The following is a 22,819-nucleotide window of genomic DNA, read 5'->3' on the forward strand; positions in this document are numbered from 1 at the left end:
GCTTGCCGGGCGGGGTGTCCTGGGAGGTGTCGCGGCGCCGTGGTTCCCTTGAGGACGCGGCCGCCGAGGCCTCGTTCGCGGTGACGTGCCACAGCCGTCCCCCGAGGCCGTCCCGTGTCCTGCTTCATCTCTCCCGCGCTCAGGCGTGCGCTCGTTTCGTCCTGCATCGGCAGCGTGGTTCTCTCCGCCTCGCCGGTCCTGGCCCAGCAGGTGGCCGCTCCCTTCGCCGATGCCCCCCGGCAAGCGGCTGCGGCCGAGGCGGCGGTCAGCCTCTCCGAGATCTCGGTTTCCGCTACCGGACTGCCGACGCCCATCGCCGCCACGGGATCGAGCGTCACGGTCCTGACCGACCGCGTGCTCGAAGACCAGCAGCGGCGCACCGTGCCGGACGCCCTGCAACAGGTGCCCGGCCTCAACGTGGTGCAGACGGGCGGCCCCGGCGGGCAGACATCGGTGTTCATCCGCGGCGCGAACTCGAACCAGACCAAGGTCCTGATCGACGGCATCGACGCCACGGACCCCTCGAACTCGAACGGCTCGTTCGACTTCGGTCAGCTGCTGACCGACGACCTCTCTCGCATCGAGGTCCTGCGCGGGCCTCAGAGCGGCCTTTACGGCAGTGACGCCATCGGCGGCGTGATCTCCTTCACGACCAAGCGGGGCGAGGGACCGACGCGCGTGACCCTGCGGACCGAGGGCGGATCGTTCGGCACCTTCAACCAGTTCGGCCGCATCAGCGGGGCGCAGGACGGCTTCGACTACTCCGTGTCGATCCAGCACTTCCGGGCAGCCGCGACGCCCGTCACGCCGCGCGACCTCGTGCCCTTCGGCCGCCCGATCCACCCGAACTACTACGACAACGAGACGGTCTCGGCGAAGCTCGGCTACCAGTTCACCGACACGTTCCGGGTCAACTCGACCACGCGGTTCATCAACTCGCGCCTGCTGTTCACCGGTACGGACTTCAGCACCTTCCCGGCATTTCCGTCCGCGGTCCGCAGCGCCGCCGACGTGCAGCAGCTCTTCACCCGCAACGAGGCCGAATGGACGCCCATCGTCGGCTTTCACAACATCTTCGCGATCAACTACTCGAACCTGTTCAACCGCCAGCAGCAGAACGAGTACGACCCGTTCGCCATCCAACCGACGACCGGCCTCGGCGAGCGCCTGCGCTACGAGTACCGCGGCGACTACCTTCTCTCGCCCGGCAACCTCGTCCTGTTCGGGGCGCAGCGCGACGAGGAGAGCCTGCTGACGAACGATCCGAACGCGTTCGGTGCCGGCACCCTCAAGGCGCGCAACGGCAACACGGCGGGCTACGGCGAGGTGCAACTGACGCCCTTCGACCGCGCCGCGCTCGTGGCCAACATCCGCCACGACGAGAACGACCAGTTCGGGCCCGCCACCACGTTCCGCGTCGCGCCGAGCTACATCCTGCCCGGCACCGAGACGCGCCTGAAGGGTAGCGTGGGCACGGGATTCAAGGCACCGACCCTCAGCCAGCTCTACCAGAACTTCCCGGCGTCCAACTTCTTCGGCAACCCGAACCTCAAGCCGGAGGAGAGCTTCGGGTTCGACGGCCTCGTCGTGCCGCATCTGATGCGGCCACTCGTCGGGTCTCGTCCTGGGGCATGCCTGCTGCCGAGCGGCCTCGCGGGGGCGGTGCTGGTCCTCGCGGCGGATATCGGCGTGCGCCTGCTTGCCACCCGGCCGGAACTCAAGCTCGGCGTGGTGACCGCTCTGGTCGGGGCGCCGTTCCTGATCGTGTTGCTTCTGCGCAGCCGTGGGAGGCGGGCATGAGCCTCGGGCTGCAGGATGCCCTGGTGACGCTGGATGGCCGGACCATCCTCTCGGACATCGGTCTGATCTTACAGCCTGGCCGCTTCGTCGGGCTGGTGGGCCCGAACGGGGCCGGCAAGACCACGCTCCTTCGCGTCCTGGCGGGGCTGATTACCCCAAGCCACGGCCAAGCCAACCTCGAAGGCCGTCCGCTGGCCGGCATGGGCCGCGACGAACGGGCTCGCCACATAGCCGCCCTGTTCCAGGGTGCGGGGGTCGGCTGGCCGATGACGGTCCGCGAGATCGTGGCGCTCGGACGGCTGCCGCACCGCCGGGCCTTCGCATCCCCGACCGACGCCGACGAAGCCGCGGTCGCTCGCGCGATGGCCCGCACCGACATCCTCCATCTCGCCGACCGAGCCGAGCCGACCCTCTCCTCGGGCGAGCGCATGCGCGCGCTGCTGGCCCGGGCGCTCGCGGTCGAGGCGCCGTGGCTTCTCGTCGACGAGCCGGTCACGGCCCTCGACCCGGCGCACCAGCTCGACGCGATGGCGCTGCTTCGGGCCATCGCGCGGGACGGCACCGGTGTCGTCGCCGTGCTTCACGACCTGACGCTCGCTGCCCGGTTCTGCGACCGCATCGTCGTGCTGGCCGATGGCCGCCTCATCGCCGACGGCAGCCCGGAGAAGGCCCTGAGCGATGTCCTGCTCGCCAGGGCGTTCGGCGTCACGGCCGAGCGGGGTTGGGCTTGCGACGGAACACGATACATCCTGCCCTGGGTGCGGTCCGGGGCTCAGACGGAGGAACGCGATGACGTCACCACCACGGACTGACGCGGTTACGACCCTGCTGCGCGAGGCGTTGTCCGACCCCGGCACCGCCTGGAGCCTCGGCAGCTTCGGGGCTATCGCCGAGTTCATGCGCGACCCCGACGAGGCCACGTTGCCGCTGCCGGACGGACGCATGGGTCTTGCAACGGAGCGGGGCGCCATCGCTCTCGCCCCCAGTCCCGACCTGCGTCCGGTGGCCTACGAGACCGCCGTCGCGACCGGCTGGAACCACGCCGTCGCCCTTTGCCTGCCTGAAGCGAGTTGCGCGATGAACCGGCGCGGCGTGGTGACGGAACTCGGTCCCGACCGGGACGCCGCCCGCGAACGGGACCGCAACGCCATCCTGTTCGATCTGGGCCTGGGTCTCTTGGCGGTCGATGCCTGCGTGCGCACGAGCGACCCGGAGGCCATCGCCTGCCTGCGGTCCGGCGTCGGACTGCCGCTGTTCGACCCTGCGAGCCCCATCGGTCGCCAACTCGTGGCGCTGAGCCCCCACCGGGTGTTCCTCGCCCGGGTCGGCCGCATCGAGGTCTATGCCCCGATCCCGGGCCCTGGCGGCACCAGCCCGGAGGGCCCTCACACACACGTCCTGCCCAAGCTCCTGCGCGGCGGTCGCACTCATGCGGCGACCACGCCGATTCCGGCAGGCTGGGTTCCCTGTGCCGGCATTCATCCGGCTCACCCCTACAAGGACATGATGGGCCAGCGGATCGCCTTCGACGTGGTCCGGCACGACGCCTTCCAGACCCTCCTCGACCGGTGGGGTGATCCTGACTTGCTCGCGGCCAAGCGCGGCGGGGACCTCAGCCCGGACAGCCTCGTGTCGAACCGCCACGCGCAGGCTGCCCGCCGTGTCGCCGAGGTCCAGGCGCGCTATCTGCGCGGTGAGACCGTCGAGGCTGACCCCGAGCTCGACGAGGACGAGGACGCCGCCCACCATGCCTGACCCCGCGTTCCATGAATGTTGAGGCACAACCGCGCCGGCAGAGGGTGGTGGGGCTGATCGGATGCCCGGGATCAGGCAAGTCCACCTATGCGCGCCGGTTCTTCGATCCGATGCAGGGCTGGGTGCACCTCACCCTGGACGATCTCCGCCAGACATTCTGGCCGCCGGACCGTCACGTCTACTGGCAGGTCCGACGAACGGACTGGAACGAAGAGGCACGCGGACTCCTCCACGGCACGAAGGTCGCCGCCCTGGACGCGGCCCTGGCGGCGGGGTTCAACGTGGTGATGGCCGACACCCATCTGACCCGCGAGGCGTTCGAAGCCGAGCTTCAAGTCATCGCGCGGCACGGGCTCTCGGTCGAGTGGAAGGTGTTCGACCTGTCCTGGGAGTCACTCCTTGCCCGCAATGAGGCCCGTGGCGGAGTTGACCCGTCACATCGTCAGCCGGAGACCGTCCTGCGGTTGGCCTACGAAGCCTTTCTGGCGCCCGACGCGTGGTGGCGCTCGCTCCCACAGGCTCAAGTCGAGCTCATTAAGCCTTGAAACGTACCCACCGTTTGAGCTGCAAATCGGCCATCGCGACTTAGCAGAGGTGTCCTCTTTGACATCTGCCTCTGAAATACCGTCGGGCCCTGCTAGGCGGTAACCAAGGGCGCATCGCCGTTCTTGTAGCATCGAAACATGTGTCTGCTTTCGGGATCCGGGCAGCCGTGCATGAGTGACTGCGTTGGGTCGGTAGGAGGCCGTCCGCTTTTTCGGCCGCGCCGCTCCGAAGCGGTAATTCTGCTTTCGGCCAGCACCGGTCTCGTCGACCGGCGCCTCTGAAGGACTGCAGTGGGTGGATTCCAGCCTGTCCGGTTTCGGTCGCGCAATGGGGAAAGCCGCCATCGTTAATTCATAGCCAGCGGAAGCGTGGTCCCGCGTTCATGCTCAGCTTTCCTGGCGCGAGGCGATCGCTACCAGCGATAGGACAGTCGGGCGAGAACGCGACGACCTTCGGCGTAGAAGCAGCCGAAATCGGCGTTGAAGCACGAAGCAACGTAGCGCTTGTCGAGCAGATTGTTCACGTTGATCGAGAAACGGTAATTGCCCCTCGTGTAGCTGACAACGCTGTCTAGCACCGTCGCGGCCGGAACCTTGAACGTGTTGGCATCGTCGCCATAGGTCGACCCAACAAAACGGACGCCGCCACCGAACCCGAAGCCCTGCCACTCGCCGGTCTGGACCGTATAATTTGCCCATACCGATGCCCGGTGCCGCGGGACCGTGACTGGCACCTTGCCGGCGTTGCCGCCGTCCGGATCCCGGGTGATCTCCGCATCGATGTAGGCGTAGGCCGCCCGGACATTCAGCCCTTCCGTCAAGCCGACTACCGCCTCCAGCTCGACGCCGCGGGAGGCGATCTCGCCGGTCTGCCGCGGCGCGAAGGTCGCATTGACGGCGTCGAACCGGATGACGTTCTGCCGGAGCAGGTCGAAGGCGGCCGCCGTGAAATAGCCGTTGAAGCCAGGGGGCTGATACTTGAGACCGACCTCGTACTGACGCCCGGTCTCAGGATTGAACAGTCGGCCGTCGAGGTCGACCTGAAGCGTCGGCAGGAAGGACTCGGAGTAGCTGACGTAGGGCGCGAGCCCGTTGTCGAAGTTGTAGATCAGGCCGGCCTTGCCGGTGAAAGCCTGGACGGCCTTCTCGCTCCGCGATCCCGCGAACCGGTTGTTCACGTCGGTATCGGCCCAGTCGCTCCGCCCGCCGAGAACGAGCGTGGCCCGCTCGATCCGGATCTGATCCTGAAGATAGACCCCCGTCTGCTCCTGATGGACCTTCACGTCCTGGTAGCGGGTCAAGTTCTGCACAGTCCCATCGTAGACGGGCGCGAAGACGTTGATCGTGTTGGTGTCAAAGCTCGCCGCGTTCTCCGTGTAGCCCGTGTTGCGGTAGTCGAGGCCGAACAGCATCGTGTGAGCGAGCGGTCCCGTGTCGAAGCCGACCTGCGCATGATTGTCGGTCGCGAAGGTCCGCAGCACCGAGCGCCCGGTGCCACCGAACCGGGCGAGGTCGCCCGTCACAGGATCGGCGTAACCGGCTCCGTAGGCGAGGATCTGATCGTTCAGCAGATAGCTGAGGCGCGTGTTCGAGCGGACGATGAACCTGTCGGCGAAACGATGCTCGAACTCGTAGCCGATCGAGGCCTGCTCGCTGTCGTAGCGGTCCTGACCGGGAATACCGACGAAGCGGTTGCGCGGGATGAACCGGCCGAGGTTCGGGAACACCGTTCCCACCGCCGGCAGGAACTGGAGGCCCCAGCCAGCCTTGTCCTTCTGGTAGTTGGATAGGATCGTCAGCGTCGTGTCAGCGTCGGGCCGCCACGTTAGGGCTGGCGCGAGGAACACTCGGTCATCGTTGACAAAGTCGACTTGGTTGCCTGCCTGCCGCACGACACCCGTCATTCGGTAGGCCAACCGGCCCTCGCGATCGAGGGGGCCGCCAAAGTCGAATTCGCCCTGTACGCGGTCGAAGCTGCCACCCAGGATCGCGACCTCTCCAAACGTCGTGAACAGGGGGCGCTTGCTGACGTAGTTGATGATGCCGCCGGGTCCGTTCTGCCCGTAGAGCACCGAGGCCGGGCCTTTCAGCACCTCGATCCGCTCCGCCCCGTATGGGTCGAGGCAGTTGAAGTCGGCCGACGACGTGCCTGGCAGGCGCAGGCCGTCCCGGTAGACGGAGTTGCTGGTCACATCGAAGCCGCGAATCTGGAAGCCGCCGCAACGCGTGTCCCCCGCGCCGTTGACCTGCCCAGCCACACCAGCAACGTACTTCAGCGTTTCCCCGAGGGATTGCGCCTGCTCGGTGGCGATCTCGTCGGCGGTCACGACTGCGATGGATTCTGGCGTTCGGATCAGGGGAGTGTCGGTCTTGGTGGCGGTGGCGCTGCGCGAGGCGACGAACCCACGCACCGGCCCCCTCGCAGTTTCGCCTATCAATCCGGGACCGGACGTTGCGACAGCGCCCTGACCGCTCGACTCCACCGAGAGTTCCTGAAGCGTCACCCTTTCCCCGGTCGCTTGAGCAAGGGCGATGGAACTCGCGACAAATGGCGCCGCGATGGAGGCGCCAGACATCACTGCCGCAATAAAATGGCTGCGCCGACCGATCCGCTGCACACACCACTCCATCATTCACGGCCGCGCGAGCAGAGCTAGAGATCCAAGAACTATACTGTCAATCCTGTCGCATCAATTGTCGGCCATTCCGTAGTGTCTTATGATGTATCGGGTTGTTGTAGTGGCGCTAAAGGCACATAGTCCGCTGCATTAGAATTATTACAAGGAAAATATTCGAAATGGGTGTGCGGAACGATCATCCGCATTGCGAAGCGGCCGCTTCCGGATCGGCGGTGCGCAGGACAATCAGCCTTGCGGCGATGTACGTGCCGCTGAGCTTTGTCTCCGGCCTCGCCTTCGTCGCCGTTCCGGCACAGATGCGAGACGGCGGTCAGTCCCTCGTCCTCATCGGCTTCCAGACCATCGTCATGCTGCCGTGGCTGGCCAAGATCGTCTGGGCTCCCTGGATCGAGCGCTACCGCCTGCCATGTCGCGGGCGGCAGCGCACGGCTACGATCGCAGTGGCTGGCGTAGGCGTCAGCACCCTCATGCTCGCCGCACTCGCCGTCAGCAGCGACCCATCCCCGGCCTTCCTCCTCGGTTGTCTCCTCGTGGCCGCTACAGCGGTCGCGACCGTCGACATCGCGTGCGATGGCTTCACCATCGATGTCAGTGCCGCGGCGGATCGGGGCTGGGCGAACACCGCGCAGGTGGCGGGAGCCTATGTCGGCATCGCCCTAAGCGGTGGCCTGTTTCTGATGGTGCTTCCTTCGCTAGGTTGGACTGCAACCCTGTTTGGCCTCACAGGCCTTTCTGTTCTCCTGTCGATCCCGTTCCTGCGCGTGGCGATGGCTGTCGATCGCGACAGCATCCGTTCCCACCGGCCGAATCTTCGTAGCGCCCTCGGAAGCCGGGCAGTCCGCATCGGCCTGCTGCTGGTACTGGCCTGCAGCGCAGGCCCACGATTGAGCCAGAGTATGATCGTCCCCTCGTTAGTGGATCGCGGCCTCAGTCTGCCGGTGATCGGGCTGATCGACGGGATTGGCGGTGTTGCGGTGAGCTTGCTCGGCACCCTATGCGCGGCTGCTGCAGTCCGCCGCCTCGGCCCACTGCGGCCCCTCGTCTGGGCGCTGGGCATCCAGGCCAGTTGCCTCGCTCTGATCTCCCTGTTGAGCCAAATGGGCTCGGTCCCGCCGTGGCTTGTGGCTGGCCCCGTCGTGCTCCTGGCCGGCGCGACAGCGTTTGGGCTCGTAGCATTGTACGCCGAGTTGATGGCCTACACGTCACCGGGCCAACCGGGTGTCGACTTCACGGTATTCCAATGTTCCGACGCGGGACTGGCACTTCTCGCTGGACCAACAAGCGGCGTGATCGCCACCCGATTTGGGTATGACGGTTGCTTTGCTATTGCGTCGTGCGCAACCTTACTCGCCTTCATCAGCGTGCCCGTCCTAATCCGCAACTGCCGATCCGCAACCGTGTGATGACATAAGGAGGCGCGATACGATCGGTTGTCGCCGAGTGATGGAGGCCGCTGCAACGGCGCAATGTCCGCTTGTAAGCTCGTAGCGGAATGCTCGGAACGGCAGACTTGGGTCGCAATCAGACGGTCCGCTTCTGCAACAGCTCGTTTCCAAAACGGCGGGCGGCTTTTGACCGTCGTGATGGGCTCCAGGGCGAGCATGTACGGAATGGCAACTACAGGCGTTCGATCCAACCACAGCTAGAGCTTAGTCCACGGTAGAGTTAAATCGGCCCTTCCGGGGTTTGGATCGGTACTCATGCCTCTCCCGAAGCGGCTTCCGCGACGGGCGTCGCGGACGCGTTCCCTCTGGCGCCACCGTCGATGCGATGGCATCGGCGGTGGCGCGGATCCTCGGGCTATGCCGACCGGCGGCGCAGGTCAGCGATCCGGGCGTTCAGCACGGCGCGCAACTCCTGCACCTCGACATAAGCGGCCTCGGCCTTCTCGAAGGCCACCAAGCCATCCTTCTGGATCTCCTGGGTCAGCGCCTCAATGCGCCGGACTGCCGTCAGGAAACTCGGGGTCTCGGATGAGCGGGTCTTGGTCATGTTCTAACTCCTCGGTGTCTGATCAGTTGTAGGCGACGAAGGTCGGCACGATCCGGACGAAGATCGTCCCGTCGCGGAAGTGCAGGAACAGCGGCCTATTGGACGTAAGCTCTCGATAGCGCTCGATGACGAGGCCGGTGTCGGCCGCCGTCACCAGCGCCCACCCCGGTTCCCAGGGTGGGTCCTCGTCGTCATCCCCGTCGCCGAAGCCGAGCACCTCGACGGGAGGGGCGGACGGCTCGATCTCGGCCATCGCGCCGGTCGCCATGCCAGCTGCCGCGGCGAGGCCGGTCAGCAGGCTGCGCTCGACGCCGCGATGAAGCTGTCGCAGCCGCCGATCGGCGAGCTCCGCGAGATCGCCCAGGCTCGCGGCGAAGCCCTGCAAGGCCACCGCCAGGGCGATGCGCCCGGCCGTCTCGAGATCCTCCGCGAGGGCGGCGTCGAACGCCGCGAGCGCGCGCTCGGCCCGCGCGCCGGTGGCCTCGACAAGCCGGCGCACCAGCATCGCCGCGGCCGTCGGGGTCGGCTCCGATCGCGCCGCGACCGCATCGAGGGCGGTGAGCGGCGTCCCAGCATGGCCGAGCCCGGCGACGAGGTTCGGAACCTCGGCGGCTGCGCGCACCGTCGCGTAGGCGTTGAGAGCCTGGAACCCCTCGACCGGACCGCCACCCCGGCACACCAGGGTCGCGGACAGGCCGTGCTCGCGGTGTAGCTCGCCCGCTCGGGCGAACGCCTCGCTCAACGAGTGCTCCGCCGACGGTCCCTCGAACATCGCGTAGATCCGGTGGAGCCGGATCAGTCCGTTTTCCTCGAACGGGCGCAGGACGTGCTCGACGTCGCGACGCGCATCGCCGAACTCGGCGGCGATCAGCGCGATGTGGCGCGGATCTTCCGGCTCCTCCCAGGTCCCGGGGCCGAGGCGGCACCTCTCGCGCCGCAGGCGCTGCAGCGTTCGTTCGCGCTGGATCTCGCCCTCGATCGGTAACGTGCCGACCGAGATAACGGCGGTGACCCGGGCCTGGACGCCTGCCCCGCGCCCGTAGCGTTGGCGCAGGCCCGTCTGCAGCCGGACCACGATCGTCCGGTTCACCAGGGCCGCGGGATCGAGGGCGTCGCCGATCGCATCCCGGCAGGCGGCGAAGTCGGCCGCGGCGAGCCGGACCTTGAGCCGGGGTGGCTCGACGCTACCGCTCGGATCGCCCTCGCCGAGCAGGAGCAGGTGTCCATCAGACCCGAGGGGTTCGACGGTCAGGACGCTGGCCCGCACTGTGTGCTCGCCGCGCAGGCGCTGCCGCAGCCATCCGAGCAGATCGCGCAACTCGCGGATCTCGTCGGTGGGCCGGGTCACCCCTGCGTCGTCCGGCGGGACGGGGGGAGGACGGACATCCCCGAGGTGAGCGGGGGGGACAGGCCCCCCGTGGGTCTTAGGAAAGAATCTGTGGTGTCGCATCGTGTCGTTCGCTGAGGTTGGAATGGGGCGGTGGTCCGGCGGCCAGCATGCCGGCGGCCGGATCGTCGAGGGTGGCGTCAGTCGAACAGCGCCTCCCCCTTGCCGCGCGGCGCCTTCGCCTTGCGCTTAGGCTTGGGGATCGCCGCGATCAGCTCGGCCATCGCGTCGAGCCGTGCCCGGTCGGCCAGCCGCAGCTCCTGCCGGAGGATGCCGGCGAGGAAGGCCAGGATCTCGTCCGGGTGATCGAAACAGCGGTGGGCCAAGCCGTCGAGCAGCGTCGGCGACGACGCGCGGCGCGTGATCACCGGCACCGGCAGGACGGCGACCTGACGCATCAGCCCGTCGTCCGACAGCTCGCGGAACGCGAACCCGCTGCCCGGATCCACGACCACCACGTCCAGGGAACCCCACTCGTACTGATCGATCGCGCAATCGAACGCGTGCCGAAGCGCGGCGACCGAGCCCGGCTGCTCGAACGCGATCGGATGCCGGATCAGCTCGATGGCGCCGCGATCCCACCAATGGGCCAGGGCGTCGACGAGCGGGTGCTGAGCGCCGTCATCCGGCTCGATCAGGAACACCCGCCGGAGCCGGCGCGGGATCGGCAGGTCGTGCTGCCGAACCCAGAGATAGTCGGCTTCCAGGCCATCCCGGACCGCAGCGTCCTGCTCGGCCCATCCCGTCAGGAAGGCGTCTCGCACGAAGCCGGCGACCCCCGCGGTGAGGTTGCCCAGCGGCTCGGCTACGAAGGTCAGCTTGAGTTCGTGTTCGCCGACGATGACACCGGCATCGAGCAGGATGCCGGTCGCGTCCTGGATCTGGCGGATGAGGTCGCCGGAGAGGAAGGCGTGAAGCCGGCCGGTGCGGCCGGGATCGACGGGGTGGAGTTCGAGGGTAAGGCCGTCCTTGTGCCGGCGCGGGCGCTCGACCCGTGCGCGAACCTGCAAGCCCGGCGGCTCGTGCGGCCGGCCGGGCTCGTTCGCGCCGGTGGGCGCGTCATGATCTGTATCTGTCATTTGTGGTGTCCATCATCAGGGGAAGGGGCGAAGGCGCCTCACCGAGCGTCCCGCGAGCGCTGTCCGAGCGCCGCGTTCTGCCGTCCCCGTTTTCCTTGGGCTTTTGGGGCGAAGGGCCTTCGCCAAATCCGTGTCGCTTGACCTCATCCCTCCGTTCCCGCGGCCGCAGAGGCCCGGGAGCGTGTCGTCTTCCCCTCCTTCGTTATGTCTACCGACTGGCTGAGCGACCGCTCATCAATCTTTGCTCGGCCGGCGGAAGGTCCTATCCGTTTGATGAGCGATCACTCAGGATATCGAGGTAGCGATGGCGCGCGGACGCTCTTGGGGCTTCGATCGGCGGATGGCCCTGGAACAGGCGATGCTGCTGTTCTAGGAGCGCGGCCACAGTGATGCCTCGTACAAGGCGCTGCTGTCGGCGATGGCCGCCTCCCATCTCAACAGCCTGGTCGCGGCGTTCGGACTGAAGGCGAAGTCTGTTCGAGGCCGTGCTCGCAGCGTACCGGGAGCACCGTCTCGGCCCCGTCCTGGCGTGTCTCGACGACGATCCGGTCGTGGCCTTCGACGGCCTGCTCGATTGCGCCGCGCTACTGTACACGGCCGTGGCCCCGGCGCGAGTCTGCCTCATCCTGACGGGCCTCGTGAACGGGCGACCTGTCGATGCCGAGGTGTCCCCGCTCGGGGCGGCCTACCAACAGCGGATCTCCGACGCGATCGCGGGGCAACTGGCCCGTGAGGCGGTCAACGAGCACCTATCGCCGACGCTTGTCCCGGCGCTGACCGAACTCATCCTCACCACCCTCTACGGCATGGCTCTGCGCGCCCAGTCCGGCGCGCACTACGAGGCGCTCGTCTTCGGGATCGATGCCGTGATCGAGCCCCTTAAAGCCGAGGTTTGATCCAGGAGCGGCCGCTATTCCTACCCATCTCCGCATCCGCCTCCCTGCTTTCCGTCGTTTGTCGTACCCAATCGAACCTTCTGTCGCGCTGGCAAGATTTCGGACAGAACCGGCACAGTCGGCGGCTCCGGTCGGACCGCCCGCTCCAGCTTGAACCACATCGCGGGCGAGGTCGTGTCGAACGCCCGAGCACTCACCGCGGCATCGTCGCGGAACGCGTGGGCCGCCGCGTCCCGGCGGTCTCCGGTCCAGCCTGGACGGCGGATGCCAGCCACCCGGCGCGCAGGCGGTGATCGGTGCAACGAACGCATCCTCGCCATGCCGGATGCAGAACTCCCGGGATGGGGGTCGAGCATCCGCAGCGCTCTCGCTCTGGAACGCCGTGATGCTGGAGCGCTATGAACCCAGAACATCACGGCATCGGAGCCCCGTGATGCCGTGGCGCCGTGATGCCGGCGCGAAAGTGTCGACGCTTTCAGCGCACGTCGCGAGAGGTCGTAGTCGGCGTGTGACCGCTCTCCCGTATTACGGACGCCGCCCCTTCGACGAGGAGGTCGTTCACCTTGCAGTCGCGAGCGACCGCGAGTTCCTTCAGCCGTCGCAGCATCCCGGCAGACAGATAAACCGAGGTTCGCCGCGTCGTGTTCGAGGGGCGGCCATTCGTGGTAGGAACCTCGCGTAGCGGCTCCGCCGCGGCATGGTCATCCGGAGTGGTGGTGTGGTCGGCCAGAGTGTCTGCCGCGTCGAGGTCGGGTTGCGGCGAAGTCAGATCGAGGCCGCTGAGCAGGCCGAGGCGCTTCAGGGGGCGGCGGGTCGTCTCGTTCATGGGCAGGATTCCTTCAGGCGCTGTTCTGTCCAAGCCCACAGGGCGCGGATCTCCCCGGCCGCCTTGCCGTCCGGAGCGTACTCGGTGACGCCCTGCCCGCCGAGCAGCGCGTCCTGGTAGTCCACGCGCTGGGTCAGCGGTGGTTCGGCGAGATATCCCCAGCGGCGAAGTCGCTCGGCATAAGTCGCCGCGCGCGCCTGACCTTGCGTCGGGCACTGGCTCAGCAGCAGGGCCACGCGGTCGGCGAGGCCGATCCCAGCGAGCGCGCGAAGTGTCGGCTCGGTCGCGAGCAGATCGAGCAGGGTGGGCCGGGCGGGGATCAGGACGAGGCTGGCCGCCCGCAGGGCGAAGTACGCTGCGGGATTCAAGGCACCGGCGCTGTCGAGGACGACGAGGTCGTAACCCTGCCGCTCGAGTGCGGCGAGGATCTCGGGCAATTGCCCGATCCGTTCCAACCCGAGATGGTCGACGGCCGGATCGTCGGCCTCGCGTCGAGTGGCCCAGCCGGCGAGCGAGCCCTGCGGGTCGAGATCGAGGGCGGCGACGCGCCGTCCTCCCTCGGCGGCGGCGACCGCAAGGTTGACGCTGACCGTGGTCTTACCGGTACCGCCTTTTTGGGTCGCGATCGCGAGGACGTCCATCACGCGAGCTCCCTGTGCGAGGGACGGCTCCAAGGTGCCGCCTCACGGAAGTTCGGCGCTGCGGCATCACGGTTCCACACCATCCTTGCGCTCCAACGCCTCAGCATCGCGGCATCGAGGCGCCACGGCATTGGAGCGTCACGACGCCGTCGCGCCATGTTGCCGTGACTCGGCAGCGCTGCACTGTCTGGCCTCACCAACCGGCACCTTTCGCTCGCCACGCGCAGCGCGCGAAGGCGAGATTTGGCTCGCAGGGGATGGAATGTGCACATCTCAATCTCCGATCTCGCGTCCGTTTCGTGATCGTGTCGGGCGCCGCCGGATGTCCGTACGGTTCCTGGCCCGGGAGGCAGGGTGTTCCGTTTCGTGGACGGCCGAGATCGGCACGCGCCGTGGTAGGGCCTCAGTCGGCGTTGGGGTCGGAGGCGTCACCCGAACGGCAGGGGCCGGCGCCTCGATCCGCGGAGTAAGCGGCCAAGGGGCATCGCCTTCGTCGTCGCGCTCTACCGTCTCGATGGGCGCCTGGACCGCGATAGGTTCGCGAGGTGCCATCGGCGTCTCCACTAGAGGGTCCGATCCGCCTTCCGACGCGGAAGTCGGGAGATGCAGCTCGATCTCAATCGCTGATTTATGGGTCGGCGTGAGCGAGACCGGATCGGACGCCGCGGGCATGGACATTCGGTCAGCGAGGTTCCGCGCAGGAGGCGGCACCGATGCGGCCTGCTCGACGGCGGCGGCGACCGGAACCGGCTCGACGGACGCGGCTTCGACCGTCTGCCGTGGCAGTGCATGCACGATCGGCGGCGGCGCGATCGCCGCGACCGTAGGCGCAACGATCACCCGTCGCGCTGCGGTTGCGGGCATTGAGGCCAAAGCCATCGTCGCCGTGCTCTCCATTGCAGCCGCCGCGTCGGCTGAATTTACGTCCGATGCCGGCAGCGAAGCTGCACGACGCGCCTCGGCCTGTGGAGCGATCGGCAGGTCGCCACGGGCATTCCCAACAGGGGCGGCCGCAAGATCAGCGATGGCGGGACGGCCGGGCGGGATCAGCGGCGCACCGTTGGAACGTCGAGCCTGCCCGATGGTGAGATCGAACGGTGGCTGTGGACGCTTGCGCAAGGCCGGTTCACCGGCATCCGGTCCTGCGGGCTTCGACCGAGCGGCGTGCCGTTCGGCCGCGCGGTCGACGGCATAGGACCAGGATGGGGCGTACGAGGCGGCGCGTTCGACCGGTGAACGGTCGGGCGGAAGAGGTGCCTCGGGGACGAGCATGGGCGTCGGTTGGCGCAAGATGGTCGACAACGACGGCGTCACGGCGACTGCTTCGGTCACCTCCGGCTCGACCGCGACGCACCGCGCCCAGAGCGCGGCGGTGCCGGGATCGAGGCTCGCCCGCACGCGAGCGGCGAACAACGTCGCCGGCACTGGATCGATTGGAGCAGGTGGTGATGCAGCATCGGCACCCGAAGCGGGATCGCCGTCCCCCGTCAGAGCCGGATCGGTCCGATCGAAGCTCAAAGCCGAGCCCCGTACCGGCCCGGTCATTGGCTCTAGCCCGGCGAGGTCGGTCCGGATGCGATTCAGTCGCCCGCGCTGCTCGGCGATCCGCGCCTCGTAGACCGTCGCGAGTTGCGCGGCGCCCTTCTCAAGGTCGTCGTAGAACCGGACGAGGTCGCTGCGGTCAGCGTCACCGGAGCACTCGCCCCCCGGAACCGCAGGATTTTCCGGTGCGGGATGGCCGGTATCGACGCTCGCATGAGGACCGCGCACGGACGCCGCGCCCGCTGCAAGGAGCAGGCGGGGCCGGGATAGGGTCCGCATGATGACCAATGCCGCCAGATCCCGTACGAGTTCCAGCCGGCCAATCTCCTCGACGAGGGTGAGGCCGCGCCGGATCAGGTTGCGCACCGGTCCGACCGAGGCGTCCCCCTTGCGGTCCGCCGTCCCTCCGCGATCGAACGCGGTAAGCTCGGCATGCCGGCCTTGCACCAGCAGCAGGCTGAGCTTCTCCCCGGTCATCCGTGCCCGGTCGTCGAGGATCCGGTCCGCCTCTGCCTGCCACTGACGCCGGGCGAGATCGGATCCCGCCTCTGTCAGGCTGCCCTTGCGCTCCTTGTTGTACTGGCGTGCCGGGATGTGGACGCCCGGAGTCTGATCGATACCGATCGTGGCGTAACTGCGCAGATCATAGCGCTTGCCGATCCCGGCTTCCGTCAGTACCGCGTTGCAGCACGTGCCCCAGTGCGTGCGCAGTTCCTTGATCCAGGCGCGATCATGGCTCGCCCGGTCCTTGGGTTGCCGGTAGGGCCGCTTCAAAACCTTGGTGCGGTTCGCGCGCCGCTTTTCCTGCGTGATCGCGAAGTCCCAGGTAGCGAGGCCGGTCTCCGGGTGCGGCATGCGCCGGGCGGGGCGGTCGTAGTACACGACGTGAACGTGAACGTTGCGCCGGTCGTTATTGGCGTCGGGCGCGTGCACCACGGCCCAGTAAGGAAAGCCCCGGGCTGCAAGTTTGCCCGTGAACGCTTTCACGATGGCCAGGCGTGCGTGGCCGTCGACCTCGTGCGGCAGTTCACCGATGATCCGGGTCTGCGTGCGGCCGCCGCGTCCCGGCACGATCTTGATCGGCGCCCCGGTACCCACGCTCTCTGACCAGCGCCACAGCGCCAAGGCGTCCTGCGTCGACAGCGTCAGCTCCAAGAGAGCTGGAGCCCCCGCGCCCGCAGCCCGCAGCTGGGTCCGGGCCGTCTCCGGTGCTTCGTCGATCGCGCCCCGTGCTTTCGCCCACCAGTCCGGATTCTGCGCCGGTTCGATTGTGATGCGATCGCCCTGTGGCGAGCGTTCGGTTGCTTCGACGAGGTCCCAAAAGTGCGTGCGCGCCTCGGGGGTTTCGCCGATCGTGCCGAACGAGGCCAGCGCGAGGCTGTCGTCCGGGTCCGCTTCGACCGCCCCGTCCCGCTCGAGATAGGCCTGCTGCTGAAGCCCGTCCCGTCCGCTGACGGGCCGGCCCTGTGGCAAGACAAGCCGCTCGGCGGCGCCCGGCCGCTCGATGTAGCTCACGTGCGCACACGCCCCGGATCCGCTGTAGCGCCGGCCCGTGCGGGCGGCCCGGATCATCGCCAAGATCGGCGAAGTCTTGGAGATCGAGGTCTGAGCAAAGTGGCACGTCACGGCACCGTCGCGCGACAGCGGGCGCTCGCGATCCTCGCGCGCGGCGAACCGGATGCCCGGCTGCCTGTAGAAGCCCAGAGCCGTATCGAGCGCGCGAGGGCGATCGATACGGAGGCCGGGTGCTCCGCGATCGGTCGCGAGGCCGCAAACGGACGCGAGCGTTCGCCGCACGAACGGGTGCGTGTGGGCGTGATCGAACATGTTCGGTACCTGCCTGGAAGCAACGCCTCGTGATGGAAGCCAAGCTTAGGCAGGTGTGTTCGATTCGAGCAACGGGCGGACAGTATCGCGCTTCGAAAGATCGAATCGATGCAGGCGCCTTAACAAATGACAAGGAAAATTTATCGAATCGCTAACTATCGTAGCCTGAGAGTCCAGTTTAGACGAGGCTTAAACTACCTGCGTAGTTCTGCCGCATCCACCTTTTTTGCCGGCCGCCGGACGCGCTCGGACCGCCGGGTGCAGGTCATCTGCGGAAGGTCGCGGAGCCTCTTCGGAAAGTCTAATTCGGCCCGCTGCCGAGCCGCCGGCCGTGCCTCATTGTTCGGGGTGACGGCCCGGTCACACCGTCTCGGTTTGGGAACTCGAAGCCGGCTCGCAGGAGCCGCTTAATCCGGAGCGGCCGCCGGGCTGCTCTGGATTAGGGGAGCTGAGCCCTGCTCCCGGTTCGGTTGTAGCCCGCAGCCGAACCGGGAAGTCCTTCCGGGATCGTCCTTCCGGGGGATCTTGTCCTTCCGGGGTCTTGGACGGGCTTTGGTTCGTGGTCTCGCACGAACGGCAAAGGCCGGCCACCGCCCGTCGGGGCGGGTGTCTTTTGGGGTTCAAGTTTTGGGGTTTTGAAGGCTGCCCAGACGGATCGGCTGAGCCTGAAAAAACGTCCGTCCGGGTCGCGGCGAGTGACGGCTCAAGCTTGACGATAGGTCGCCAAATCGGGTCGCATTCGCGTGTGACGCCGTCGCCGACCCGTGGCGCGGCCATTCGAACAGGTGAGACGTGTCGTGAGAAAGGGATCGAACATGTTGGACACTCGCGCGGTCTTTGCGATCCTGCGCGCCCGCTTCGGCTTGCCGCCGCACGCTGCGCGCGCCGATGCACCGTTCTGCTGGGGCGAGGAGAAGCTGAACGCCCACCGTCTCCGATTGGAGAGGCAGTTTACCGCAATCACGGCTGAGCAGCGTGCCGTGACGCGGGACTATGCTCGCAGGACGCGCGCCCTCCAGCATCGACGGGATGCTTGCTTAATCGAACTGGCGATGACCGATCTGCACGCCCAGGTTCCGCAACGCCAGAGAAAGCTCACCGCGGCAGACCCTGCCCTCGCTTCGGGCGCCGCAGCGCCGCCAGCACTTGGAAAGAAGGCAGCGGCTTCGGCCGCACCGGAAAACGCCGAGATGTTCGGACTTCCCGAGCACGCGCCCGACACGGATAACGCCCTGCCGGTGCCGGCTTCCCAATCCGTCACCGTGTTTGGGGCGGCTTCAGATCACGTTCCGCCTAATGCTCCGAGCCTACCGGATGGGGCTCCAGCTGCGCCTCACGCGCCTGGAGATGAGGAGTCCGTCCCGGATCTCGAGACGAAGCATGCGATCATCGAGGCCGCGGCGCCCGGCTGGCTTGATGTCCGCAAACCTCCCAAGAGTGTGCGTAAGCGGTTTCCATTCTGCGAGATGCCGATAGCCCGCTTGAAGGATCTCGACCACCTCGACTTGGTCGAACTCGTGGTCTTGCTGCCCGAGGAGTATGATGACCTCGTCAGATCGATCCCCCACCTCGAGGACCACTTTTACGAGTGGTTCTGGACCGAGGAAGGAGCCGTCTGCCGAACGGCGCTGGAACATACGATCGCGCGGGAGGAGGTCCGCCGCGCCGTCTGGAACCACCTCCTCGAATGGTACTGGTGCGTGCTGTCGTCTCCGCCCATCGGCCCCAGGGAAAAGATTACACCGCAAAAAGCGGAGAAGAAGTATGCCGTACTCCGATCGGAATGCAGCAACGCTTTTCCGCCTGAACAGCATGAGGTCTGGCACGAACTGACGATGCTTCTCCCTAAGCCGCGCTGGGCGGTGACAGGAAACGGGGTTGAGGTGGAGAATCCTGAGGCCGATCTCTACGACATGCCCGAAGACGCTAGCGACGGCTACACTGTCTATGAGGATGACGATGAAGTCCAAGAGGGTGACGCGAGCTAAGTTCATTTTGACATCGCGTGCTGCGCTGCGGCGGCGCACGAGGATGTTGACGACTGCCATCGGACGGAAATCAAGCTCGCTACAATCTTGAGTAAGCCCCCTAGCCCCGGGAGTATGATTTTTGGAAAAGAACACTCCCTGGCAGCACATGCCCGCTGATTCTGGATGGCAGACGAAGCTCCTTCGCGCGGCGCGGTCGCCTGAGGAATACCGGATCTATAAGGCAGCCCTTGAATGGGACCTAGCCGATCCAATCGTGATTGAGTCACGCAAGGACGTGAAGTCGGAAGCGCAGTGGCGTGACCGCGTCGAGCCGTTCAATCATCAAGTCAGCAATTTGATTACTTTTTGCCGCCGCCTGCCTGTCACGCTGCTTGCGGACGATGTTGGGCTGGGCAAGACGATCAGTGCGGGCCTGGTGATGAGCGAGCTCATCGCGCGTTCACGGCTGTCGCGGGCCCTGATCGTCTGCCCCAAACTACTTGGACCACAGTGGAAGGAAGAGCTGGAGACGAAGTTCGAAATTCCGGCCGAGGTCGCAACGGGCCGCGACCTGCTGAGCGCGAACTTGGACGGCGTTGGCGCGATCATCACGACGTACAATTCAGCACGGCTCTACCTGGAGAAAATGCCCGCCGATCGCTTCGAGATGCTGATCCTCGACGAGGCGCACAAGCTACGAAATCTCTACGGCACGCCGGAGCCGCCCAAAGTGGCGCAGGTCATTCGGAGTGCCTTGGCGGCGCGGCGGTTCCGGTTCGTGCTGATGCTGACGGCCACGCCGATCCAGAATCGGCTTTGGGACCTCTATTCGCTAGTCGATCTGCTCACCGTGGCGAGGGGGCACGAGAACCCGTTCGGCAACGAAGGCCAGTTTGCCCGGCGCTTCATCGCAGGTGACCGAGAGCAGGCACGCCAGCTGAAGCCGGAGGCGGCCGAGGCGTTCCGGTCGATCGTCTATGGTTACATGTCTCGGGTGCGGCGCGGCGACGCCAAGCTCCATTTCCCCGACCGCAAGGTGCAGCTGCACCGGGTGCAGCCGACACCAGCCGAGCTCGAACTGATCGCAATCGTCGCCAAGGGTATCGAGAAGCTCAATCGTCTGGCGCAGATCGGCATCCTCCAGGCGCTGACAAGTAGCCCGCACGCGCTCAGCGCCCAGCTCGATAACATGGAGCGCAACGGCACGATTGCGCCCGATTTTGCGGGCGCGGTGCGGGCAGTCGTGCGGGGCATGACGACGAGCGCAAAGCTGGATGGCCTCGGACGATTGATCACCCAACTGAAGCACGAGAATCCGGACAGCTGGCGGCTCGTCGTCTTTACCGGACGGCGGGAGACTCAGACCACCATCCAGGAGTTTCTGGAGGGACACGGCCTGACGGTGGGGATTATCAACGGCACGTCTGGTGCGCGCAACCAGGAGACAATCGGACGCTTCCGCGCCAATCCGCCCGGCTACCGCGTCATCGTCTCGACCGAGGCTGGGTCAGAGGGTGTGAACCTGCAAGTCGCTAACGTGCTGGTGAACTACGACCTACCCTGGAACCCGATGATCGTGGAACAACGCATCGGCCGGGTACAACGTCTCGCGTCCCAGCATGCCCATGTCAGCATTCTGAATGTCACGCTGCAGGGGACTTTCGAGGAGTATATCGTCGGGCGGCTCATGGAGAAGCTGCAGATGTCGACGAGCGCCATAGGCGACATCGAATCTCTGCTGGAAGGCTCCGTAGGGGGCGAGGATGGCGCGGCGGGCTTCGAAGAGCGGATCCGCGAACTTGTGGTGGCAGCGCTCAAGGGCGCGGACGTCAAAGCAAGCGTGGCAATGGCCGAGCAAAGCATCGCGGCGGCTAAGCAGGCGCTCCTCGAGGAAGAAAAGCGCATCAATGCGATGCTCGGGGACACGGACGGCCAGGGCTATGTCGGGCCGCGGGCACCGAGCCTGCCGCCGCAGACACGTTCGATGGAGTACCAGCCCTTTGCTCTTGGCGCTCTGGGCCAGCTCGGCGCGCGGGTCACGCCGTTGGCCAACCGTCTGTTCGCGGTTGAGGATGAGGGCGGCCAGGAAGTGATCCGCTTCGAGCGCGACGCGATGAGCGGGACGCGGTCCTCACTTTACCAGCCGGGGTCGCCTGCTTTCAGCCGGATGGTACAGCGGATGGTGGTCAGCGGCCGCTATGCGGTCCGCGACCTCGACGAGGATCCGCGGCGTGGGGCAGATGCAGCGGCGAGGCAATGGGTCGAAAGCTTCGGGGGGACTCTGGTCGGCACGGAAAGCGCTGCCGCGCGCCGCTGGTTCGAAGGAGTTATCCTGGTTCGTGTACGGGCGACCGTTGCACACGACGGCTACGAGCGGCTGCTCGAGGTGCGTTGTGCACCGCGTAATCGGGCAAAGTTCTCATTTACCCGTGATGCTTTGGCTCCGCTCCCTCTGGTTCTCGACGCAGCCTCCGATGCGTTGGGGCTTAGCGTCGACCAAGTCATGGAGGCGGCCCGTCAGGACCCGGGCATCGCGGAGTTCACGCGCTTCTACCTGGAACGGCGCGGACAGGAGATGGCCTCGGCGGGCCAGGACGCCCGAAAGCGTGCCAAGATGGAGGAGGATTTTACGCCACGCCTGTCATTCGTGCTGGCAGGTGCGGAAGGCGCTGTTCTCCGGGACGTACAGCTACGGGTCAGCTATCGAGTCGGCGAAGGCGGCTACGCGGATGAGCTGACGATCGTCCCATCCTCAAACCACATTTCAGCGGCGCCAGCACTGGTATCATACGGTACTAATCAGCAGCCGGTACCGGAAACTTGCCTTGATGCATGCGCGATCAGCGGGCAGCGGGAGTTGCGGCATCGCTTGCAGGCGTCGGAACTTAATGGCCGTCGGGCGCTGCCAAAGTACGTGGTCCGATGTGAACTGACAAATCGTTGTCTACTGGCCGATGAGGTCGAGCGGTCGGCCATGACTGGCAAAATCGTAGGACGTGACCAGCTTAAAACATCAGCAGTCAGCGGCAAGCATGCAGAAGCCATCTATTTTGGGCGCTGCGTCTTCTCGGGCGACGATGCGTTGCGAAGCGAGCTCCTGACGAGTGATCTGTCAGGCAAGCTGTTCCGGGAGGATTGGGCCGCTTCGTCGGCCGTATCCGGGCGCATTGGCCATCAGGACGAATTCGTGGCGTGCCACGAGACGCGAGGCCTCCTTGTCCCGAGCGAGGGCGAACGGTGCAGCGTGACGGGGCATCTGGTTCGCCCCGGTATCCTGGAGTCCTGCGCAGCCACGGGAACTCGGGCCCTCCCATCGGAGCTTGGCCGCTGCGTCGTTACTGGAAGCCGGGTAGTAAAACGCCTCCTCGTGCCGAGCAGCATATCTGGAGCGCTAATGCTTGAGGAGAAAGCCGTGCGGGCCGCGCATGGAGTATATTGTCTACCTGCCGAAGCCCATACGTGCGGCTGGAGTGGACAATTTGTGCACCCAGAGGATGTCAGGATCTGCGCGCTTACTGGGATCGGGATCCTCTACACGTTCGCAACGAATGCTGCTCCACCGCGCCTCGCGCCACTGGTTGCCCTGCTCGACGGCGTCAACCGTGCCACTGATCGGCAAGATGTCTGGGGCATGGCGGCAGCTCAGGAAGCGGCGGCCCTTCGCAAGGGTAAATGCCGGATTGAAGCCGGTGTTGCGTCACCGAACGGCCTACGAGTCGCCATGGCGTCCGAGGTCCGCACGCTATTAGGCTTGAAGTCGCGCCAAGCAGGATTCGTCTACGAGCCCTCTACCAACCAGATCCAGGGCAGGGTAGCGCTGGGAAAGCGGGGTACCACCGGATGGTCCGCAGATGATGTGAATCAGTAGCTGGAAGCGCGCGTGAGTAAGCCCGCCGCGATAGTCCAATTTTGGTTAGGCA

15 protein-coding genes and 1 pseudogene are annotated in these 22,819 nt (G+C 66.4%); 9 read left to right on the plus strand and 7 right to left on the minus strand.

Going from position 1 to position 22,819, the window contains the following annotated elements; all coding sequences use genetic code 11:
- Window positions 1-210: 210 nt before the first annotated feature.
- From MMSR116_RS32585 to MMSR116_RS23350, 5 genes and pseudogenes are all read left to right on the plus strand, one after another.
- A pseudogene (locus MMSR116_RS32585) lies at window positions 211-627 on the plus strand (TonB-dependent receptor); the annotation flags it as partial.
- 51 nt (window positions 628-678) lie between these two features.
- Window positions 679-1,800 (plus strand): iron chelate uptake ABC transporter family permease subunit, encoded by a 1,122-nt coding sequence (locus tag MMSR116_RS23335; protein ID WP_432419917.1) that lies wholly within the window; start codon window positions 679-681, stop codon window positions 1,798-1,800.
- Window positions 1,797-2,612 (plus strand): ABC transporter ATP-binding protein, encoded by an 816-nt coding sequence (locus MMSR116_RS23340; protein ID WP_010686081.1) that lies wholly within the window; start codon window positions 1,797-1,799, stop codon window positions 2,610-2,612. Before MMSR116_RS23335 ends, MMSR116_RS23340 begins: the two co-directional genes overlap by 4 nt.
- Entirely contained in the window at window positions 2,590-3,555 is a 966-nt protein-coding gene (locus MMSR116_RS23345; protein ID WP_010686080.1) for a DUF6925 family protein, read from the plus strand. The genes MMSR116_RS23340 and MMSR116_RS23345 overlap by 23 nt, the downstream gene beginning before the upstream one ends.
- An 11-nt stretch (window positions 3,556-3,566) precedes the next feature.
- Window positions 3,567-4,100: an AAA family ATPase gene (locus tag MMSR116_RS23350; RefSeq protein WP_010686079.1), complete on the plus strand. Its 534-nt coding sequence runs from the start codon at window positions 3,567-3,569 to the stop codon at window positions 4,098-4,100.
- Window positions 4,101-4,513: 413 nt separating this feature from the next.
- On the opposite strand, the gene MMSR116_RS23355 is transcribed toward MMSR116_RS23350, so the two are convergent.
- Window positions 4,514-6,676, minus strand: coding sequence for a TonB-dependent siderophore receptor (locus MMSR116_RS23355; RefSeq protein ID WP_010686078.1), 2,163 nt, complete (start codon window positions 6,674-6,676; stop codon window positions 4,514-4,516).
- A gap of 221 nt (window positions 6,677-6,897) precedes the next feature.
- Between MMSR116_RS23355 and MMSR116_RS23360 the strand changes: the two genes are divergently transcribed.
- The gene (locus MMSR116_RS23360; RefSeq protein ID WP_010686077.1) at window positions 6,898-8,142 is read left to right on the plus strand and encodes an MFS transporter; all 1,245 of its coding nucleotides are present in this window, start codon (window positions 6,898-6,900) and stop codon (window positions 8,140-8,142) included.
- Window positions 8,143-8,539: 397 nt separating this feature from the next.
- Here the strand turns inward: MMSR116_RS23360 and MMSR116_RS23365 are convergent, their stop codons facing one another.
- From MMSR116_RS23365 to MMSR116_RS23375, 3 genes are all read right to left on the minus strand, one after another.
- A complete protein-coding gene (locus MMSR116_RS23365; protein ID WP_010686076.1) occupies window positions 8,540-8,731 on the minus strand; it encodes a hypothetical protein in 192 nt (63 codons plus the stop codon).
- 22 nt (window positions 8,732-8,753) lie between these two features.
- Window positions 8,754-10,079, minus strand: coding sequence for an exodeoxyribonuclease VII large subunit (locus MMSR116_RS23370; protein WP_244625519.1), 1,326 nt, complete (start codon window positions 10,077-10,079; stop codon window positions 8,754-8,756).
- A gap of 179 nt (window positions 10,080-10,258) precedes the next feature.
- Window positions 10,259-11,197: a hypothetical protein gene (locus tag MMSR116_RS23375; RefSeq protein WP_010686074.1), complete on the minus strand. Its 939-nt coding sequence runs from the start codon at window positions 11,195-11,197 to the stop codon at window positions 10,259-10,261.
- 485 nt (window positions 11,198-11,682) lie between these two features.
- On the opposite strand from MMSR116_RS23375, the gene MMSR116_RS23380 reads away from it, so the two are divergent.
- Entirely contained in the window at window positions 11,683-12,093 is a 411-nt protein-coding gene (locus MMSR116_RS23380) for a hypothetical protein (protein WP_010686073.1), read from the plus strand.
- 475 nt (window positions 12,094-12,568) lie between these two features.
- Here the strand turns inward: MMSR116_RS23380 and MMSR116_RS23385 are convergent, their stop codons facing one another.
- The 3 genes from MMSR116_RS23385 to MMSR116_RS23395 form a co-directional block, all read right to left on the minus strand.
- Window positions 12,569-12,919 (minus strand): hypothetical protein, encoded by a 351-nt coding sequence (locus MMSR116_RS23385; protein ID WP_010686072.1) that lies wholly within the window; start codon window positions 12,917-12,919, stop codon window positions 12,569-12,571.
- Complete coding sequence (locus MMSR116_RS23390) at window positions 12,916-13,560, minus strand: ParA family protein (RefSeq protein ID WP_010686071.1); 645 nt, start codon at window positions 13,558-13,560, stop codon at window positions 12,916-12,918. Before MMSR116_RS23390 ends, MMSR116_RS23385 begins: the two co-directional genes overlap by 4 nt.
- 273 nt (window positions 13,561-13,833) lie before the next feature.
- Window positions 13,834-16,929, minus strand: coding sequence for a MobA/MobL family protein (locus MMSR116_RS23395; protein ID WP_010686070.1), 3,096 nt, complete (start codon window positions 16,927-16,929; stop codon window positions 13,834-13,836).
- Window positions 16,930-17,726: 797 nt separating this feature from the next.
- Between MMSR116_RS23395 and MMSR116_RS23400 the strand changes: the two genes are divergently transcribed.
- Both MMSR116_RS23400 and MMSR116_RS23405 read left to right on the plus strand, forming a co-directional pair.
- A complete protein-coding gene (locus MMSR116_RS23400; RefSeq protein ID WP_158169108.1) occupies window positions 17,727-18,917 on the plus strand; it encodes a hypothetical protein in 1,191 nt (396 codons plus the stop codon).
- Between the two features lie 121 nt (window positions 18,918-19,038).
- A complete protein-coding gene (locus MMSR116_RS23405; RefSeq protein ID WP_010686068.1) occupies window positions 19,039-22,767 on the plus strand; it encodes an SNF2-related protein in 3,729 nt (1,242 codons plus the stop codon).
- Window positions 22,768-22,819 lie beyond the last annotated feature (52 nt).

Source organism: Methylobacterium mesophilicum SR1.6/6 (assembly GCF_000364445.2).
In the GTDB taxonomy this organism is placed as follows: domain Bacteria; phylum Pseudomonadota; class Alphaproteobacteria; order Rhizobiales; family Beijerinckiaceae; genus Methylobacterium; species Methylobacterium mesophilicum_A.

Excerpts from the sequence above, each read along its gene's own strand:
- MMSR116_RS23340 (WP_010686081.1), top strand. The coding sequence starts at position 1,797 with ATGAGCCTCGGGCTGCAGGATGCCCTGGTGACGCTGGATGGCCGGACC.
- MMSR116_RS23345 (WP_010686080.1), top strand. The coding sequence starts at position 2,590 with ATGACGTCACCACCACGGACTGACGCGGTTACGACCCTGCTGCGCGAG.
- MMSR116_RS23350 (WP_010686079.1), top strand. The coding sequence starts at position 3,567 with ATGAATGTTGAGGCACAACCGCGCCGGCAGAGGGTGGTGGGGCTGATC.
- MMSR116_RS23355 (WP_010686078.1), bottom strand. The coding sequence starts at position 6,676 with ATGTCTGGCGCCTCCATCGCGGCGCCATTTGTCGCGAGTTCCATCGCC.
- MMSR116_RS23360 (WP_010686077.1), top strand. The coding sequence starts at position 6,898 with ATGGGTGTGCGGAACGATCATCCGCATTGCGAAGCGGCCGCTTCCGGA.
- MMSR116_RS23365 (WP_010686076.1), bottom strand. The coding sequence starts at position 8,731 with ATGACCAAGACCCGCTCATCCGAGACCCCGAGTTTCCTGACGGCAGTC.
- MMSR116_RS23375 (WP_010686074.1), bottom strand. The coding sequence starts at position 11,197 with ATGACAGATACAGATCATGACGCGCCCACCGGCGCGAACGAGCCCGGC.
- MMSR116_RS23385 (WP_010686072.1), bottom strand. The coding sequence starts at position 12,919 with ATGAACGAGACGACCCGCCGCCCCCTGAAGCGCCTCGGCCTGCTCAGC.
- MMSR116_RS23390 (WP_010686071.1), bottom strand. The coding sequence starts at position 13,560 with ATGGACGTCCTCGCGATCGCGACCCAAAAAGGCGGTACCGGTAAGACC.
- MMSR116_RS23395 (WP_010686070.1), bottom strand. The coding sequence starts at position 16,929 with ATGTTCGATCACGCCCACACGCACCCGTTCGTGCGGCGAACGCTCGCG.